Source organism: Bacteroides sp. CACC 737 (assembly GCF_013874375.1).
Classification (GTDB): Bacteria; Bacteroidota; Bacteroidia; order Bacteroidales; family Bacteroidaceae; genus Bacteroides; species Bacteroides uniformis.
In genome coordinates this window covers 1,870,628-1,889,945 of record NZ_CP059408.1, presented here as the reverse complement: position 1 = coordinate 1,889,945, position 19,318 = coordinate 1,870,628, and the positions used below count along the sequence as shown (strand labels likewise).

Sequence of the window (19,318 nt, the reverse complement as noted above, 5' to 3'; positions counted from 1 at the left end):
GTTATAGGCTGTTGTTGTATACTTGAGCATTCTCTGAATTTTCAAGTGTCAAATGAAGATAAATCTTTGGAGCGGATTGTGGATTTTCGGATTCTTTAGTTATATTTGTAACGAATTGGTTTATTTAAGGTTCTCAATCCTTGATAATGTCTCTTGTTACCGTTCAATTGTATTGCTTTATTGCCCGTGGCATAGGGGCTGAAGTATCATTATTTTAATAATCAAAGAAAGGATGAATATGGCAAATGTATTTCCTCCGTTTAAAATAGACATCGCTGGAGCTTTTTGCGTACCTCGTGCATTGAAGGATGCCCGCGAGCAATATCAGAACGGACAAGTGAGCCGGCAGGCTTTGCAGGCGGTTGAAGATGCGTCAGTGCACAATCTTGTGGAACGGCTGGAACAGGGAGGCATGAAGGTGGTTTCCGACGGTGGTTTCCGAAGTCGTGATTTTTTGGAAAGCTGGGAGGGTATCCGTTCCAAAGACGGCCAGTTTTTCTCCGAAGGTTCTCCTTTGGAGGTTACGGAACGGCTCGGCTTGCTCCGGCATCCGGTTCTGGAAGAATTTGCATTTCTTGATTCCATTGCGGGTGGGGAGGTGATGAAGAAACAGCATATCCCCTCGCCGGCAGAACTCTTGACCCAGATTATTCAACGCGTGGAGCGGACTCAGATAGAAACCGTTTATTCCGACATTCGGCTTTTGACGGATGATATTGCTTCCTGCTACAAACTTTTGCTTACCCAACTCTATGATGCCGGTTGTCGCTACGTCCAGTTCGACGGGGTGCATTCGGTGATAATGGAAGATACCGTTCGGCTGAATAACCGTGTTTTGCGCGAGCGTCCTGCAGGGATGTATGTTGCATTCCATGCACCTACGGATATGTTGGTGCAGCTGCATGGGGCCGATGCCTATTTCTTGAATTACGACTGTGGCGCGTGCGACCGCAACCGTCTGCTCTGGTTTATACACGAGAAAGAGGCGGTATTCGGTTTCGTGCTGTCCCATTATCCCCAGGAAGACGAACTGGATGAATTGCAGGCGAAGACCGAGAGCGTGTTGAACTATATCCCCTTGAAACGTTTCACTTTGTGCCTGCCGGATGCGAATGCGCTTCTTTCCCCTTCGGAGGCCGATGAGGAAAAGCAGTGGGAAACCGTACGGTTGGGTATGGAAATGGCGGCACGCATCTTCTCTTGAAAATGCCGCACTTCATCATCCCGAATGCCGCACTTCATTGACCGAAATGCCACATTTTATCAATTGAAATGCCACACTTCGCAAGGCGCAATCAATAGCATTTGCCTTTGCGAAGTGTGGCATTCTTCTTTAGCTTCCGGTGTGTCCGGCTTTATTATTTAACAGCTTCAGCTATCTTTTCCTGAAGTTCGTCACCGTGCAATCCGCGTGCAAGGATAGTTCCTTCACCGTCAATCAACACAGTGTGGGGGATGCTGCTTACGGCATAAAGCTGTGCGCCTTCGCAGTTCCAGTATTTCAGGTCGGACATTTGCGGCCAAGTGATGTTCAGCTTCTTGATGGCTTCTTTCCATGCGTCAGCACTCTGGTCCAGGGATACGCCTACAATCTCGAAGTTCTTGTTCTTGTATTTGGCGTAAGCTTCCACCAGGTTGGGCATCTCGCGACGGCAGGGGCCGCACCAGCTTGCCCAGAAGTCAACAAGGACAACTTTGCCCTTGCCTACGTAGTCGGATAGTTTTACCGTTTTTCCTTCCGGCGTCTGCATCTCGAAGTCTGTGAACTTCTGGCCTACGGCAGTGGCTTTCATTTTCTCAACGTTGTTCTTTATCTTGACGATGGCTTCGTCGTTGTCGTAAGCTGCGGGGATTTGGGGCATCAGCGGGTTGAGGTCTGCCACATCCATGTAGTAATAGTTCTGCTTCAGCAGGAGTACACCCACCGGGTTGGTGATGTTCTTTTTGATGCCGGCTTTGATGGCAGATATCATGCTGTTTTCCAGATTTTCCATCTCTTTGCCTTTGGTTTCACGCTGTTCGTCGGTCAGTGTGGTGTCCGACATGGATTCGTAGATGCTCATCATCTGTTTGTTCAGACCGTTGATTTGGGCTCTGATTTCCTGGTAGGCATCATTGTTGGCAGTACCGGTGGCAGAGTTGTTTTCCTGCGACAAGTTGATTATAATCTTGCCGTTTTCCAGGAAGAAGTCGATGGCTGCGCCGTCTTTTCCTTCGGCTTTGTAAGAGATGTAGCGGTTGACAGCAGTATCTTGTGTGCCCTTGAAGGTAAATGTTCCACCTTTGATGACAGCAGAATCCAATTTGACGAATTGGCGTCCTTCCACGGTTTCCAGATATACGGTGTCGCCGTCGGCTGCACCCTCTACAGTTCCGGTTACGGTGTAACCGTTGTTTCCACTGTTACAAGCCGTAAACACAGCGGCTACAGCGAGCAGATAAGTAAACTTTTTCATTGCTTGTTTTTTTAATGAATGATTATAGCTGCAAATATAGTAATAAAAAATCCCCTCCGATATGAACCGGAGAGGATTTTTATAGTTTTAATCCCATTTTTAGCGATAATGCTGTGCTTACTATTATTCGGCAGCAGTTTCTTCAGCAGCAGGGGTTTCTTCTGCAGGAGCCTCTTCAGCCGATGCTTCAGCAGCAGCTTTTGCGGCAGCTTCAGCAGCTTTCTTTTCTGCCAATGCTTTTGCTTTTTCTTCGTTTACTTTCTTTTCTGCTTCCAGACGTGCCTTTGCTTCAGCTTTCTTAGCTTCGTCTTCCTTAGCCTTCAGAGCAGCCAAACCGCTTTGTTTGTTGTTCTTCCAAGCTTCGAACTTAGCGTCAGCTTCCGCTTCGCCAAATGCGCCTTTTGCTACACCGCCCAGCAAGTGCTTCTTCATGTAAACACCTTCGCGAGAGAGGATGTTACGAACTGTGTCAGTAGGTTGTGCACCCTTCAACACCCAGTCAAGTGCGCGGTCGAACTTCAAATCTACTGTGGCAGGATTGGTGTTAGGATTGTAAGTACCAATCTTCTCAATAAATTTACCATCACGTGGTGCTCTTACGTCTGCAATAACGATAGAGTAAAAAGCGTAGCTCTTACGTCCATGTCTTTGCAATCTGATTTTTGTTGCCATTTAATTAAAATATTTTTAGTTAATGATTTGAATTATGCTACTATCTCGTAATAGCGGGTGCAAAGGTAAGAAAAGATTTTGAGTTATGAGTTATGAGTTATGAGTTATTTGTTGGCATGAGGGTGTTTTTTTTAAATGTTCACACAACACCACTCATCACTCATCACTTATCACTCATCCTTCTCCCGAGTATTTCCTGGGGTATCTCAGGAGAATGGCGAGTATGGCGCAGGCTCCCATGCAGAAGGGGTAGTATAGGTTTCCGATGATGCTGATGGGGGAGATGCCGGCAAGTCCGGCGGCTATCAGCATTTGTGCTCCGTAGGGGATGATACCTTGCACAAGGCATGAGAAGGTGTCCAGTATGCTGGCTGTTTTCCGGCGGTCCAGGTGGAAGCGGATGGCGATGTCCTTGGCTATGGGGCCGGTGGTGATGATGGCAATGGTGTTGTTGGCGGTGCAGAGATTGGCGATGCTGACCAGGGCGGCGATGCTGAATTCGGCTCCCCGCTTGCCGCTGACGTGGCGGGTCAGCCGGGAGATGATGAAGTCGATGCCGCCGTTGTAGCGGATGGTTTCGAGCATGCCTCCGGCCAGCAGGGTGATGATGATGAGCTCGCCCATGCCGGTGATGCCCGTTCCCATGGCTCCGAACCAGTCGAAGAAGGCGGTGCCGGTATAGATACCGATAATTCCGGTAGAGAGGATGCCCAGCAGCAGTACCAGCATGACGTTGACGCCTGCTACGGCCGTACCCAGTACGATGAGGTAGGGGATTACCTTTATCCACTCGATGGTCTGTACTTGTGGTGGGGCAGAGACGGACAGTCCTTGAAAGATATAGATGCCCAGTATGATAAGTGCTGCCGGTACCACAATCATAAAGTTGACACGGAACTTGTCCCTCATCACGCAGTCCTGCGTCTTGGTCGATGCAATGGTGGTGTCGGATATGAAGGAAAGATTGTCTCCGAAGAACGAGCCTCCCACCACGATGGCAACCATGTAGGGCAGGTCGATGCCCGTCTTTTCCGCCAGCCCCACGGCTACGGGAGTCAGTGCGACGATAGTTCCTACGCTTGTTCCTATCGAGAGGGAGATGAAGCAGGCGGCGATGAAGATGCCCGCCAGCAGCAGGTTGTCCGGCAGTATATGCAGGGTCAGATTTACGGTCGCATCAATGGCGCCCATCTGCTTGGCGCTTTGGGCGAATGCTCCTGCAAGGATGAATATCCATACCATCAGCATGATGTTCTTGTTACTGGCGCCCACGGAAAACTGGTAGATGCGCTGTTCCAGATTCAGGCCGCGCGTGATGGCGATGGCATAGCAGGACGAGGCGAGGAAGGCTACCGTGATGGGGACTTTATAGAAGTCGTTCACCAGGAGCGAAGTCACCAGATAGAGGCAAAGGAACACCGCCAACGGGCTGAGTGCCCACCAGCCGCTTTGGGTTTTAGGGGTTGTATCGGTTGTTGCTGACATAGTTGTATTGTTTGGTTGAGATTAATGGTTCACCACAGATTTCTACCTTTCAATCAATTCCATGTTAATCGGGGTAATCTGTGGTGAAATCAATTCCGCCGCAAAGGTAACAAAAACAAAGGGCGGCACAAAATGGTTTTGTCCCGCCCTCCATCTATCAGTCTTTAATTTTCAATTTACAAAGTTACTCCGGTCTTGAAGATGGCTATTTCCTTGTAGCCTTTCTTTTCGTTGTTCACGAATTCACCGCTTGCTACTTTGATGATATACTCGATGAAGCGTTCGCAGGTTTGCTTCATCGGTTCGTTCTCGACGATAACTCCGGCGTTGAAGTCTATCCAGCCCGGTTTGTTCTTTGCTAAAGTGGAGTTGGTGGAAATCTTCATGGTCGGCACATAGGTTCCGAAGGGTGTTCCGCGTCCTGTGGTGAACAGCACCATGTGGCATCCGCAAGAGGCAAGGGCAGTGGCGGCTACAAGGTCGTTTCCCGGAGCAGACAGCAGGTTCAGTCCCTTTACTTTCAGGCGTTCGCCATATGGAAGTACCCCTTCCACGTAGCTTGTGCCGCATTTCTGGGTGCATCCCAAGGCCTTGTCCTCCAATGTAGAGATGCCACCTGCCTTATTTCCCGGAGACGGGTTTTCGCCTACCGGTTCACCGTGTGAGAGGAAATATTCCTTGAAGTCATTAATCAGCTTCACCGTGTCCTCAAACAACTCTTTGGTGCGGCAGCGGTTCATCAGAATGGTTTCTGCACCGAACATTTCCGGTACTTCCGTCAGTACGCTGGTGCCGCCTTGTGCTACCAGGAAGTCGGAGAACATGCCCAGTAGCGGATTGGCGGTGATGCCGGAGAAACCGTCCGAACCGCCACACTTCAAGCCTACGCGCAATTCACTTAAGGGAATATCCTCGCGCTGGTCCTGGATGACTTTGGCATAAAGTTCGCGCAGCAGCTCCATGCCTTCTTCGTATTCATCACCCACTTTCTGGGTCACCATAAACTTTACGCGATCCCGGTCATAGTCTCCCAGAAACTCGCAGAATACATCCGGCTGGTTATTCTCACATCCCAGGCCTACCACGAGTACGGCTCCCGCATTGGGATGCAGCACTATGTCGCGGAGGATTTTCTTTGTATTCTCGTGGTCGTCACCCAACTGGGAGCAGCCGTAATTATGGGGATAAGCCATGATAGCATCCACGCCCTTTCCGCCCGTTTCGCGGCGCAGGCCTTCGGCAAGTTGGTTGATGATTCCGTTCACGCAGCCCACTGTCGGAATAATCCATATCTATTGCGCACGCCTACATCTCCGTTTTTGCGTTTGTACCCTCTAAAGGTCAGGTTTGGCGCGCCAGTATTGAGGTTTAGGACCGTAGTATTGAGGTCTACATTGATGGGGTTGTATGTGTATTCCAGCAACCCGGACAAGTTGGTCTTGATATTGTTTTCATTCATCCAGTCTCCCTGCTTCTGCGCTTTCCGGGCATGGCCGATGGGGTATCCGTATTTAATGACGTTTTCGCCTTCCTCAAAGTCTTTCAGTGCAAATTTGTGTCCGGCAGGAACATCCTCATTCAAGGTGATTTCCTTTCCGTCCACCGTGAGTTTTTCACCAGCCGGAAGTGCTGTGATAGCCACTGCAATATTGTCAGAAGGGTTGATTTTCAGGTACTTTGCCTCCATCTTTTAAATTCCCCATTTACCATCTACAATGTACAATTTGGCTGCGCTGCGCTAGTATTAGTCCCCTTCCGCATGCCCGAATTGTACATTGTAGATGGTACATTGTACATGCAACTATTTATTGTAATAAAACTCTATATTCTCCTTCGTTAGCAAGTCAATTGGCATGAAGTTTTCCCTTGTGATTTCCTTCTTCAGAATCAGGTATTCGCACAAGGCCTTGATGCCGTCGAATCCTTGCAGGGTGGGCTGTTGTGCTATGAGGAAGAAGATGCTTCCTTGTTTCAGACAGTCTACATTGCGTTGCAGCAGGTCATAGCCCATCAGGTTGAAGTTTTTTTTCTGCTTCTTCAGCAGGTATTCCCCGATGATGTATGCTTTGGAGTTGAAGGTGATTCCGTTCTTTACGGTAGGATGCTCTTGGAAGAACTCGTCTAGCATCAGTGTGTCCTCGCTGTCGCGCTTGGCATGCAGGTCCAGTTCCCAGATGCGGCAGGCGGGATGATGCTTCTGCATGTATTCGCGGAAACCTATTTCGCGGCGTTCCTGCTGGTTCGACCCAACGATGCCTTCGTTTATTTTGCGGAAGATGACGATTTCCTGCGCGTCTTCTCCGGCAAGCAGCATCAGCATGCGGGCGGCAAAATATCCGCTTTGGTGCGAGTTCTGCCCGTAGAAGGATAGGGCGGGCTCTTCCTTTATATTGGAGTCTATATATATATAAGGTATATTATGTTGCGTCAACTCATCCGTAAAGGGCTTGGTGTATTGCGGAACGGTGGGGGCAAACATCACTCCGTCCGGCTCCAGTGACAGAATCTGTCTGGAGGCTTCCGCGAATGAATGATAGTCATACGGGTCATAGTAGGAGAGGTGCACGGCGACGTTAAAGTCAGAATAAGTCTCTACGGCGTTGTGTATGCCTGTCTCTACGTCTGTCCAGTATTCGCCTTTCTCGTGCAGTGGCAGCAGGCAGGCAAATGTGTACTTCTTGTTCGAAGCCAGTGCACTGGCATACATATTTGGTTGGTAATCCAGCTGTTTCAGGATTTCTTCCACCCGTTTCCGGCTGGATTCGGACACACCGCTGCGTCCGTGAATCACACGGTCGACGGTTCCCACTGATACGTCTGCCATCTTGGCAATATCTTTTATTCTGACTCTTTCCATCTATATTTATAATTTACAATGTACCAAGTAGAGTATATGTCTTGTGCTCGTGCACAATAATAATCTTGATATTTCCGCTACAAATATATGATAATTTTTTGTATTTCAAAAATTGTTGTATCTTTGTGTCCGCACACGAAGGTTGTGAAGAACGAATGTTGTTTTGATTTACTATTCACAGTTTCAAGTGTTTAAGTTCTTTTTATACCTCGTAATGATAAATTGAAAGGAAATAAATTAATTTCATATTAAAATAAAATATAGAAAGATTATGGGAAAGAAAGTAGTTACATTAGGTGAAATAATGCTGAGACTGTCTACTCCGGGAAATACCCGTTTTGTGCAGTCCGACTCTTTTGATGTGGTATATGGCGGTGGTGAGGCCAACGTAGCTGTCAGCTGTGCCAACTACGGGCATGATGCTTATTTTGTAACCAAGTTGCCGAAACATGAAATAGGCCAGTCGGCTGTCAACGCATTGCGCAAGTATGGCGTAAAGACAGATTTCATTGCGCGTGGTGGTGATCGTGTAGGTATCTACTATCTTGAAACTGGTGCTTCCATGCGTCCCAGTAAGGTAATCTATGACCGTGCACACTCTGCCATTGCCGAGGCAGATGCGGCAGACTTTGATTTCGATGCCATCATGGAAGGTGCAGACTGGTTCCATTGGTCAGGTATCACTCCCGCCATCTCCGACAAGGCTGCGGAACTGACTCGCTTGGCTTGCGAAGCTGCCAAGCGTCACGGCGTTATGGTGTCGGTAGACCTCAATTTCCGTAAAAAACTCTGGACCAAAGAAAAAGCCCAGTCCATCATGAAGCCTTTGATGCAGTATGTGGATGTCTGCATCGGCAATGAAGAGGATGCTGAACTCTGTCTGGGCTTCAAGCCCGATGCAGACGTGGAAGGCGGCAAGACGGACGCTGAAGGCTACAAGGGAATCTTCAAGGCGATGGCGAAGGAATTCGGCTTCAAATATGTCATCTCTACGTTGCGCGAGTCTTTCTCTGCCACCCACAACGGCTGGAAGGCAATGATTTACAACGGTGAGGAATTCTACGAATCAAAGCGTTACGACATCAATCCTATCATCGACCGCGTAGGTGGTGGCGACTCTTTCTCAGGCGGTATCATCCACGGCCTGCTGACAAAACCTAACCAGGGTGCCGCCCTCGAATTTGCAGTAGCGGCTTCTGCCTTGAAGCATACTATCAACGGTGACTTCAACCTTGTTTCTACAGAAGAGGTAGAAGCGCTGGCAGGGGGGGATGCAAGCGGACGAGTACAGAGATAAATTTATTTACTATTAGACTATTTACGATTTACTATTTGATACTCTTGTTGATGACGACAGAAGAACTGAAGAATAGGTTGAAGGTATTTGCGGTAAGGGTTGTCAAATTGGTAGACAAGTTGCCTAATACATCAGCTGGTAGAGCGATTGGTAATCAGATTGTTCGTTCCGGAACATCTCCTGCAGCCAATTATCGAGCTGCTTGTTTGGGAAAATCAGATAAGGATTTCTTGAATAAATTGAAGATGGTGGAAGAAGAACTCGATGAAACTTTGTATTGGATAGAGCTTCTTGGTGATACCGCTTTAATAAAATCGGAATTACTTACTGATTTGTATAAAGAAAACGAAGAACTTCTGAAAATAATAGTCAGTTCAATAACGACCATGAAGGTAAGAATGAATAGTAAATAGTTTAATAGTAATGAATAGCAGAACATTTAAATAGTAAATAGTCAAATAGTAAATAAAAAGATGAGTAAATTTGATAAAATCGCAGTATTGAATAAGATTGGTTCTACCGGAATGGTGCCCGTCTTTTATCATAAGGATGCAGAAGTTGCAAAGAAAGTTGTAAAGGCTTGTTACGATGGAGGTGTTCGTGCGTTCGAGTTCACGAACCGTGGTGACTTTGCCCACGAGGTGTTTGCGGAAGTTGTGAAGTTTGCGGCAAAAGAGTGCCCGGAGATGGCGATGGGTGTAGGTTCCATCGTCGACCCTGCTACTGCGGCGCTGTATTTGCAGTTGGGGGCATGTTTCGTTGTAGGCCCGTTGTTCAACCCGGAGATTGCTAAGATTTGTAACCGTCGTCTGGTAGCTTATACTCCGGGGTGCGGCAGCGTTTCAGAAGTAGGTTTCGCGCAAGAAGCAGGTTGCGATCTCTGCAAGATATTCCCGGGCGATGTGCTTGGTGCCAAACTTGTGAAAGGTTTGCTGGCTCCGATGCCCTGGTCCAAGCTGATGGTGACCGGTGGAGTGGAGCCGACCCAGGAAAACCTGACCTCTTGGATTAAGGCGGGTGTGTTCTGCGTAGGTATGGGTTCCAAACTCTTCCCGAAGGATAAGGTCGCTGCTGAAGACTGGACTTATGTTACGGAAAAATGTAAAGAAGCTTTGGGCTATATTGCTGAAGCGAGGAAATAAATAAGAAATTCATTTTGTTTAAAGGTGTTTAAAGGGGACAGTCATCGAAGCGTTTCGGCGTTTCGGTGGCTTGTTTTTTACTGGAAAGTATGCTCCCGATGAACAACAAATTGTTTATAAGTGTAAACTATACCCTTAAACTCTAAAACAATGTTATAAAACGCGCGAAAAATGTGTCGGCATTTTGTGCGCGCGGATAAAACACTTACCTTTGCAGTGCAGTTGGGAAACTGCATTTGGATTTGATAAATAATAAAACAGTTTTCAATAAAGGATATTAGTTATTAGGTAAAAGGATTGAAAATAGATTTTTTTCATAAGCTAAATGTTTTGAATAAATAGGTAAATTAGGTAAAGGTAAAATTGGATTTTGAAGTTTTCAGAATAGGTAATTGAAGTTTTATTTTTTTAGGTAAAGAGAAAGATTGATTTTTAGGTAACATTGATGTAGTTTAAAAGAAAAGCCTTTAAGGCTTTTCTTATAGGGGCGAGGGGTTCGTGAGAGCTTGCTCGTTTTTTTATTCCTATATTCTTCGCATTTTTTGTATATTTTATCCAAACTCTACTTCTTTTTTGTATCTTTGTGTCGGATACCCATTAAAAACAAGCAGCAGCTCTAAAGCTTAAATAGCCCTGAATTTGGAACATATATTGAATATACTTGATTGGCTTTTGTACATATTGTTTGCAATAAACATACTGTATCTATTGGTTTACAGTCTGGCGTCACGCCGACGTGACCTGCCTCTACCCCCTCCAGCCAAGGAACACAAACGTTTTGCCATATTGATTCCTGCCTATCGCGAAGATGCCGTGATACACGAGTGTGTTCATTCATGCCTGGAGCAGGATTATCCCGCCGACTGTTTTGATACGGTTGTCATTTCGGACCGTATGCAGCCCGAAACCAACGCTTCCCTCGCTATGCTTCCTGTCCGCCTGGTTGAAGTGCATTTTGAGAAAAGTACCAAGTCCAAATCTCTGAATGCCGCCATGACTGCCATCGGTAATAATTATGACATCGCTTTGGTGCTCGATGCGGACAATGTCATCCCTTACGATTATCTGAGTGATATTAACGACCTCTTCGCCAATCCGGAAGTCGAGATTGTGCAGACCCACCGGAGTGCAAAGAACCTGAACAATGACATGGCCTTGCTCGATGCCATCAGTGAGGAAATCAATAACACCATTTTCCGTTTGGGGCATGCCAAGCTGGGCTTGTCGGCCGCCCTTATCGGTTCCGGCATGGCGTTCCGTTATGACTTGTTCCGTGATACGATGGCTGACATCAAGGCTGTAGGCGGTTTCGACCGTGAATTGGAGCTGACCCTGCTCTATCGCGGCAAGCGCTTTTATTATCTGCCCGAAACCTTTGTATTTGATGAGAAGATACAGAACACCGGTGATTTCTCCCGTCAGCGCCGCCGCTGGCTGTCGGCACAATGGCACTACTGCCAGACTTTCGCCAAGTTTCTGTGGAAGGCGCTTGTTGCGCGTAACTGGGACTTCTGCGACAAGCTTTTCCAGCAGCTTTCCATTCCTCGCCTGCTGTTGGTGGGCTTCACGTTCCTCTTCTCCGTGTTGTTCACGGTTTATCGCTGGACATGGGGGCTGAAGTGGTGGCTGCTCTTGGTGTTGCTCGCTGTCGCACTGCTCGTTGCCGTTCCCAAAAGGTTCTGCACCAGCCGCCTGGCAATGGCCCTGCAAAAGATACCCTATACATTCCTGCTGATGGCAGGAAACATCTTCAAGCTGAGGGGAGCAAACAAGACCTTTATACATACCAGGCATGGGGTGGTGGAATAGAAAGGGATACACAATAAACAAGTCTATAAGCAAACAAATGATATACGGAAAAATCACTTTAGAAGATTGGCGTACAGCCTGTGTAGAGGGAGAAGAGCCGGAATCTTCTTTTGAAAGTTATAATCTGAGACTTTTCTTTTTCGGAACTTTGTATAATCGGGACACCTTGCAGGCAACTCCGGATGATACCAATGCCAAGCTTGCTGCCGATGCGTTTCTATCCGATCCGGCATATGGCTTTTCACGTCTGGACGGTTCGTTCACCATAGTATATTATTCAGAAAATGAATGCGGAGTGGTGCGCGACCATCATGGCACGCATTATCCCGTCTATTGTCACATTGATGGTAATTTTGCCACTTCCTGGCAATTTTTAGAGGACCAACTGGAAGAAAATTTCGAGCCTAATCTGGTTTCATTGAGTACATTCCTTCAGCGTGGCATTTTGAAGAAGAATAATTTCGCCCTATTCGATGTTCATTCTTTAGGTGCCGGCGAAAAGTTCTACATGTTGACAGAGCTTGGTTATCTGATGCCGGTTTGGGCTTCTGTAAAGTTAGAGACACAAGCGAACGTACATTCCATGTTTGATTCGCTGAAGGAAAGAAATCCCGGCTTATATGAGAAGGTGGCAGATGACATTTATTGTCTGAAGCGCGACAGCGTTTTTGAGCATGAACCCAAGGTGGCGACTGAACGGAATCCGGATGTCGAGGCCTATTCCCGCCGTTATGGAGAATTGCATGCGCAAGCCATCCGTCGGCGTATCGGAGACAGCCGCAAGGTAGGCATCCTGCTGAGTGGCGGCTATGATTCCGGGTCCAACCTTGCTGCGCTGCGCAGCATTTACGACGGCCAGATTGACTCCTATTCCGTGGGCTTTAAAGGAGATGCCTGGACGGAGCTGCCCATGGCCCGTCTGATGTCCGAAACCTTCGGCACGCGCCATCATGAGTACGAGATTGACGGTACGGAAACCAGTGCCTTGCCCGACATTGTCCGTTTTCTGGGTGAGCCTTTTATGGAAGGCGGGCTGATGGTAAACTATTGTGCCATGCGCATGATAGGCGATGACAAGCCCGACGTGATTCTGGGAGGTGACGGCAGTGACCAGTATTTCGGTACTTCCGGTCGCGAAGTGGCGTTGCATTATCTAGCCGCCCGCATAGGATTGCGTCCCTTGCTGCGTGGCATCAGCCGTCTGCTGGAGCATGAAACCTTTGATACCGGCGGAGAGCTTTCCCGCATCAATTTCCATTTGGATAAGATACTTCATATTCTGGAAGGGGAGCGTTTCGGCTTTTCCGACTCTGCCTTGTGTGCCCTTCTGCAAAATCCGGAAGAAGATTTTGAGCCGGTAAAATCACTACGGCCCGATATCCACAGTTTCGAGCATCTTTATGCGCAGCATGCCATTCTTTCCGATTTGGAGACTGTAATCAACCGTATCATTCTTTTCAAGGCTTCCAGCATGGCACGCATGTTCGGTAACAATCTGACGTATCCTTTTATGGACCTGGAGCTTTTCCATTTCCTGCAGGAGCTACCGGTAGGGTTGAAGTGCAGGGGCAGCAGTGTACTGGACATTGCGCGGGGTCGTTCCGTTTCTAAATATCTGTTAAAGCACCATTATAAACCTTTACTTCCCGAGGCCATTACCTTGAAGAAGAAGCAGGGCGGTTTTGCACCTATGCCACTGTTCTTCCGTGATAGGGCCCGACGTGCTCTCTTTAAGGAATTCATTCTTGCTTCCGGCATTATGGACAACTATCTGCGTCGTGATGCAGTGAAGAAGTTTCTTACAGATTATGAACAAGTTGCAGAGAAGGAGGGCGGTTGGTTCTGGCATAGGCAGAACAAGGCTTTGCAATATTTCAATCTGTTGACGCTTGTTGTGTGGTGGGAAGAGTTTGTGGAAGGCCATGAGGTGAAATTCTGAAAATATGATTGAAAGTATGAAAGTTTCCATTATTGTTCCGGTTTATAATGTTGCCAAGTACATAGAACGGTGTCTGCTGTCTGTGTTGAACCAGACCTGGCCGGATTTGGAAGTTATTCTTGTGAATGACTGCACTCCGGATAACTCTATGGAGATAGTCAGACGGGTGGTGGCTTCGCATCCGCGCGGAGCGGTGGTGAGATGTCTGGAACATGAAGAGAACAGAGGGCTTTCTGCTGCAAGAAACACCGGTATTTTAGCGTCTGTTGGCGATTATCTGTACTTCTTGGATAGCGACGACTATATTTCTGCGAATGCAATAGAGCTTTTGGCAGATGCAGCGGTGCAGAAGCGACCGGATTTTGTGATAGGCAATTACGAGGTGACCGGTGCCAGACGTTGGGCTCCTCCTTTATCATTAGGCACCGGGTTTTATGAAGGGAATGCTCTTGTACTTTCCACTTATGTGCAGGGAAAATGGTATGTCATGGCATGGAACAAACTGGTGAGTCGTCCCCTCGTTTTGCAGCATAAACTCTACTTCCAGGAGGGCATTGTACACGAGGATGATTTATGGTCATTTAAGTTGGCATGTATGGCTCAAAGTATGTATGTCGTCGGTGAGACCACTTACTATTATTCTATGCAGCCAGACTCCATCATGCGGGCGCCGTCTATGCGTAATTTGGAATGTCGTGTGCTGGTGCTGGGTTATATCTACGATTTTATCCGGTCTTCCCGGTGTTTGCAGGATAACCGGCATATATATATCTATTTTGAGACTCTGAAGGCAAAATATTTTGACCGTATTCTGTATTTCACGAAAGACACATCCTTTCATTATCAGAGTTATTTGGTATTCAGGAACAAAAAGTATGCGTCTTTGTTGGAGATGACGGGCCTGCGTCCCGAATGGAAGCTGATGTTGCAGAACATCCATTATGTGCTTCCTACGTATGCCGGCTATCTGTATTTTAAGGCTTTTGTAAAGTCAGCCTACTATTTGTTGGTGTTGTCTATAAAAATGAAGGCAGTGTTGCATACAAAATGAGCGAATATGAATCATGTCCCGGAAATATCCGTTATAGTACCCGTTTATAAGGTGGAAGAGTACTTGCCCCAGTGCATTGACAGTATTCTTGCACAGACCTTTACGAATTTTGAGTTGTTGCTGGTAGATGACGGGAGCCCAGACCGTTGCGGGAAGATTTGTGAAGAGTATGCCGGGAAGGATACGAGGATACGGGTGTTCCATCAACAGAACAGTGGCGTTAGCGCTGCACGTAATATAGGATTGCAGCATGCTAAGGGTACATATATTGTTTTTGTGGATTCAGATGATTGGGTTTCCACGGATTATTTGTTGCATTTATATAAGAGCCTGCCCGATACGGGTATTGGTTTGGTGATGGGAGGAGCTTTAAAATATTCAATTGATGGTAAGTTAATAGGAAAGATTACACTTCCAGAAATATTCATAGGAAGTAATATAGGTGAAGGTTTCGCGGAGTATGGCCTTGACCGTTTTGGATTTTCTTGTTCAAAACTATATAGTGCAGAATTGATTCGTGAAAATAAATTATGTTTTGATTGTAATGTCCATTGCATGGAAGATTTGATTTTTATGATAGATTACATATTGCTTTCAGATTATATCCGTCTTTGCAATTTCATGGACTATAATTATAGGATAGCCTATTCTGCAGAAACGCTTTCTTCCCGTATGAATACATACAGCGATGAGTACAATATTTTTTCAGCTTATAGAAGCAGAATGGAAAGATTTGAGGACGTTTGTTGCCTGTCGGATGAACTTACCCGCTATTTGAGGCACTCCGTAAGTCTGGTTTTTCAGCGTGTACTGCTATCCCTCCATACTAATGGCTACCCATTCAGGCAGCGGGTGGCTTGTCTGGACGATTTATTGTCCAAGGAAAAGGAATGGATAGAAGAAAGATTCATGCCAGATTATAAAGCAGATTGCATAGCGAAATATCTTCTTTGCCACATGGGAGGCGGTTTCTTTGATTGCTGGATTTCTTTGTTACGTTTTCTCCGGTTCAAAAAAAGTTTCGGGATGCATTGACTATAAATATGATAATATAGATAGAAATTCAAGATGAAAGAAGAACCTATTATATCCGTTATTGTTCCTATTTATAAAGTGGAACAATATTTGTCGCGCTGTGTTTCCAGTATTCTTTCGCAGACATTTGCAGATTTTGAACTATTGCTGATTGATGATGGTAGTCCCGATCGTTGTGGAGAAATTTGTGACGAATGGGCATCTAAGGATTATCGTGTCAGAGTATTTCATCAGGAGAACTCTGGAGTCAGTGTTGCACGAAACCGAGGGCTGGATCACGCCACCGGGAAGTATGTGGTTTTTGTAGATCCGGATGACTGGATACTGCCTGATTATTGCTTGGGGCTTTATAATTTGCAGGCAGCCTATTCAGGAAGAGGATTAGTGATTCAAGGGATGTTGTGTAGGAGAACTGATGGTACCTCTTTGCCTTCTTTATCTTTGCCGGACCGTTATTTGCCTTTCTCCAGTATAGGTAAATCTTTTGCAGAGAATAATATTTGTGAAATGGGATATGCTGTGTCAAAAATTTATGCAAGGAGTATAATAGAAGAATTTTCAATTCGCTTTGATGAGAATATACATTGTCTTGAAGATTTGTTGTTTATGTATCAGTACTTGTTGCATTGTGATTATCTTGTATTGAACCATATGCAGAATTATGTGTACGTGAAACATTCCTTTTCACTATCCCACCGTATTCATTCATTTGAATCTGAATACTGTTGTTTCGTGAAATATCAACAGCTTCTGGCAGAAATGATGAAAGTATGGAAAATACCAGCGGGAGATATGGTAGTTACAGTTAATTCTATGCTGGTTCCATTCCGAAGAGCTTTGAAAAGTGATTATCAGCCGGATAGGACTATCCCGCGTGAGATGAGGGTAAAGCATCTGAAGAGGATGATTTCAGAAAGTAGGGATGTTTTTTTGAAATATTATCATCCGGTATTTAAGACAGATAAATTGGGAAAGGTTCTTTTAGGATTCAACTGCTATATATTATATGATTTCTATATTCGTCTTTTGTTCCGTTTGAATATAGGGCCGGTGTTTTATGGGCCTAAACATATGTATTAACTGATTTGTTGTCAAAAGTAAGGAGTATGGATTATACTTATACTATTATTATACCTCATAAGAATGCTCCGTTGTTGTTGCAGCGCTGTTTGGATTCTATTCCTTTCCGTGATGACATCCAAATTATTGTGGTTGATGATGACAGTTCTTCTGATGTCGTGGATTTTATGGACTTTCCGGGAAGTAGTCGGGAAGATGTAGAAATCATTTTCACCAAAGAAGGGAAGGGAGCTGGATATGCCCGTAATTGTGGCCTGCTTCATGCTCGAGGCAAGTGGCTGCTGTTTGCTGATGCTGATGATTTTTTTCTGCCCGGTTTTTTAGAGGTACTGGATTGTTATTGTGCTACGGACTACGATTTGATAACATTCAGAGCTACAAGTGCAGATTCGGAAACTTTAGTTCCTATGCGTTCACGTCAATCTGATTTTTTAGGTTTTGATGTGACTGAAAGCATAGATGCGGAGAGACTAAAATATCGGAATGATGTACCCTGGGCAAAAATGGTTTCCAGAAATATAGTTCAGAAGCATTCCATCCAATTTGATGAGACATTGGCTGGAAATGATGTAATGTTCTCTTATTATTTGGATTATTACGCTCGGAATGTGGCAATATGCTCTGTAGCCATTTATTGTGCTACAATACGTGAGGGTTCTTTACAATATAGTGTTTTGCTCGACAATTTGTTGGCACGGGTTTGGGTAGCATGTCGCTGTAACCGGTTTCTGAGAAAAATAAATCGGGAAGATAGACTTGTGAGCAGCTATTACCGTGTGATGCAATGCAGAAAGTATTTCGGAAGGCGGGGATATTACAAAGCCTTGTGGATTTTTATATGCAATGAACAATGGAATATCGTGTATGGTACCTTTAGGGGTGTTTTTATGGATAAAATGAAAAATATTTGCGAAAAGTTGAAATTATGGTAGAGTCTCGTCTCAAAAAAAGCTATTTGAATGCCCGGGTAAATGTGCTTTTTTATTTTATTACCCTATTCATCTCTTTTTTTTCTCGCAAGATATTCTTGGATATGTTGGGAGCAGATTTTGTGGGTCTAATGGGGACATTACAAAATTTATTGGGTTTCTTGAATTTGGCCGAATTAGGAATTGGGGCATCTATTGGTTTTGTACTTTATAAACCTTTATTTAATGATGACAAGGACAAGATACGAGATATTATTTCTGTATTGGGGTATCTTTATCGCAACGTCGGATTGATAATTATAGGGGTAGGGCTCATATTGGCTTGTTTTCTTCCTTTGATATTTGCAAATATCAGTATTGATTTAGGTGTAGTCTATTTTGCCTATTTTGCTTTTTTGTCTTCTGCCCTCATCAGTTACTTTATTAATTATCGGCAAACTTTGTTAGGAGCCGATCAACGTAATTATGTTGTAACGGCCTATTTCCAGACTGCAAATATTATAAAGATATTGGTACAGATGATGCTTGTTTGCTACATAGGTAGTTTTTATCTATGGATTGCCATTGAATTACTTTTTGGCATCTTATATTCATATATACTTAACTGGAAGATAAATAGGGTATATCCATGGCTGAAGTGTAGTATTGCTGAAGGTCGTCGAAAATATCCGGAGAATAAGATAATCGTACGCAAGGCACGCCAAATGTTTGTACATCAATTGGCAGGAATGGGGCGGTCTCAATTACTTCCTTTTTTGGTTTACGCGTTTACTTCCTTAAAATTGGTAGCCTATTATAGCAATTACATGTTGCTGTTGACGAAATTGAACCAGCTCGTTAATAATTTCTTAGGAAGTACGGGAGCAGGAGTGGGTAATTTGATTGCCGAAGGTGACTCAAAGCGCATACAACAAGTATTTTGGGAACTCAGCTCTTTACGTTTTATGGTAGCTTCCTTTTTAACATTTGCTCTCTATCATTTGATGGATTCTTTTATTATTGTATGGTTAGGAGCAGAGTATGTGCTGCCTCATTCTGTATTGATAGTGATTCTTGCCAACTTTTTTATTAGTCAGTTCCGTGGCACGAATGATCAGTTTATTTATGGTTATGGGCTTTTTCAAGATACTTGGGCGCCTATTGCTACACTTGGAATTACGATATTGGTAGCATTGGTTGGCGGGTATTATTGGGGGTTGCCGGGAGTGTTACTGGGGGATGTTGCCAGTTCCATAACTGTCATAAGCATTTGGAAACCTTATTTCTTATATCGTGACGGTTTTAAAATGAACGTTAGTGTTTATTGGAAGAATATCTTGTTGTATTTATGTCTGTGTGCTTTGTCTTGGCTATTAGCGGATGTCATTCTTTCATTATTACCTTTATCAGAACCTATGGAAGGCTACTTGGAATGGATTTTCTATGCTTTGATTTCTTCACTGTTATTTTTGGTGATTTTAACCATTTTCTTTTATTGCTTTTCAAAGGGTATTCGAACGTTGTTGGGACGTTTTATTCATTTGTAATTTTCAAGGTGTATGATGCGTTATATTGGAAAGCTGTGTG

The 19,318-nt window shown here is 45.1% G+C and carries 15 protein-coding genes and 1 pseudogene; 11 read left to right on the top strand and 5 right to left on the bottom strand.

The window, feature by feature from the left end:
* Positions 1-232: 232 nt before the first annotated feature.
* Positions 233-1,204 (top strand): cobalamin biosynthesis protein, encoded by a 972-nt coding sequence (locus H1A11_RS08145; protein ID WP_181758005.1) that lies wholly within the window; start codon positions 233-235, stop codon positions 1,202-1,204.
* Positions 1,205-1,358: 154 nt separating this feature from the next.
* Here the strand turns inward: H1A11_RS08145 and H1A11_RS08140 are convergent, their stop codons facing one another.
* From H1A11_RS08140 to H1A11_RS08120, 5 genes and pseudogenes are all read right to left on the bottom strand, one after another.
* Positions 1,359-2,456, bottom strand: a complete 1,098-nt coding sequence (locus H1A11_RS08140; protein WP_117601371.1) for a TlpA disulfide reductase family protein — start codon at positions 2,454-2,456, stop codon at positions 1,359-1,361.
* Positions 2,457-2,579: 123 nt separating this feature from the next.
* A complete protein-coding gene (locus tag H1A11_RS08135) occupies positions 2,580-3,128 on the bottom strand; it encodes a 30S ribosomal protein S16 (RefSeq protein WP_117601370.1) in 549 nt (182 codons plus the stop codon).
* 174 nt (positions 3,129-3,302) lie between these two features.
* On the bottom strand, positions 3,303-4,613 hold the full coding sequence (locus H1A11_RS08130; protein ID WP_117601369.1) for a Na+/H+ antiporter NhaC family protein: 1,311 nt from the start codon (positions 4,611-4,613) through the stop codon (positions 3,303-3,305).
* A 176-nt stretch (positions 4,614-4,789) separates the two neighbouring features.
* Positions 4,790-6,300 (bottom strand): annotated as a pseudogene (locus H1A11_RS08125) (UxaA family hydrolase).
* A gap of 114 nt (positions 6,301-6,414) precedes the next feature.
* Positions 6,415-7,470 (bottom strand): LacI family DNA-binding transcriptional regulator, encoded by a 1,056-nt coding sequence (locus tag H1A11_RS08120; RefSeq protein WP_117601367.1) that lies wholly within the window; start codon positions 7,468-7,470, stop codon positions 6,415-6,417.
* A 271-nt stretch (positions 7,471-7,741) separates the two neighbouring features.
* Between H1A11_RS08120 and H1A11_RS08115 the strand changes: the two genes are divergently transcribed.
* The 10 genes from H1A11_RS08115 (at position 7,742) to H1A11_RS08070 (ending at position 19,278) form a co-directional block, all read left to right on the top strand.
* Positions 7,742-8,767 carry a sugar kinase gene (locus H1A11_RS08115; RefSeq protein WP_117601366.1) on the top strand — a complete coding sequence of 342 codons (1,026 nt, stop codon included), beginning with the start codon at positions 7,742-7,744 and terminating at the stop codon, positions 8,765-8,767.
* Between the two features lie 50 nt (positions 8,768-8,817).
* Positions 8,818-9,180, top strand: a complete 363-nt coding sequence (locus H1A11_RS08110; RefSeq protein WP_025832259.1) for a four helix bundle protein — start codon at positions 8,818-8,820, stop codon at positions 9,178-9,180.
* 60 nt (positions 9,181-9,240) lie between these two features.
* Positions 9,241-9,909, top strand: coding sequence for a bifunctional 4-hydroxy-2-oxoglutarate aldolase/2-dehydro-3-deoxy-phosphogluconate aldolase (locus tag H1A11_RS08105; protein WP_022401191.1), 669 nt, complete (start codon positions 9,241-9,243; stop codon positions 9,907-9,909).
* A 639-nt stretch (positions 9,910-10,548) separates the two neighbouring features.
* The gene (locus tag H1A11_RS08100) at positions 10,549-11,718 is read left to right on the top strand and encodes a glycosyltransferase family 2 protein (protein WP_119961502.1); all 1,170 of its coding nucleotides are present in this window, start codon (positions 10,549-10,551) and stop codon (positions 11,716-11,718) included.
* A gap of 37 nt (positions 11,719-11,755) precedes the next feature.
* Positions 11,756-13,657 (top strand): asparagine synthase C-terminal domain-containing protein, encoded by a 1,902-nt coding sequence (locus tag H1A11_RS08095; RefSeq protein ID WP_117964515.1) that lies wholly within the window; start codon positions 11,756-11,758, stop codon positions 13,655-13,657.
* 16 nt (positions 13,658-13,673) lie between these two features.
* Positions 13,674-14,708: a glycosyltransferase family 2 protein gene (locus tag H1A11_RS08090; RefSeq protein WP_229078258.1), complete on the top strand. Its 1,035-nt coding sequence runs from the start codon at positions 13,674-13,676 to the stop codon at positions 14,706-14,708.
* Between the two features lie 6 nt (positions 14,709-14,714).
* Positions 14,715-15,743 carry a glycosyltransferase family 2 protein gene (locus H1A11_RS08085; RefSeq protein ID WP_370528729.1) on the top strand — a complete coding sequence of 343 codons (1,029 nt, stop codon included), beginning with the start codon at positions 14,715-14,717 and terminating at the stop codon, positions 15,741-15,743.
* Between the two features lie 33 nt (positions 15,744-15,776).
* Positions 15,777-16,823, top strand: coding sequence for a glycosyltransferase family 2 protein (locus H1A11_RS08080; RefSeq protein WP_117601360.1), 1,047 nt, complete (start codon positions 15,777-15,779; stop codon positions 16,821-16,823).
* 26 nt (positions 16,824-16,849) lie between these two features.
* The gene (locus H1A11_RS08075) at positions 16,850-17,755 is read left to right on the top strand and encodes a glycosyltransferase (protein WP_117964516.1); all 906 of its coding nucleotides are present in this window, start codon (positions 16,850-16,852) and stop codon (positions 17,753-17,755) included.
* Positions 17,749-19,278, top strand: coding sequence for a lipopolysaccharide biosynthesis protein (locus H1A11_RS08070; RefSeq protein ID WP_117964517.1), 1,530 nt, complete (start codon positions 17,749-17,751; stop codon positions 19,276-19,278). Before H1A11_RS08075 ends, H1A11_RS08070 begins: the two co-directional genes overlap by 7 nt.
* The last annotated feature ends 40 nt before the right edge of the window (positions 19,279-19,318 follow it).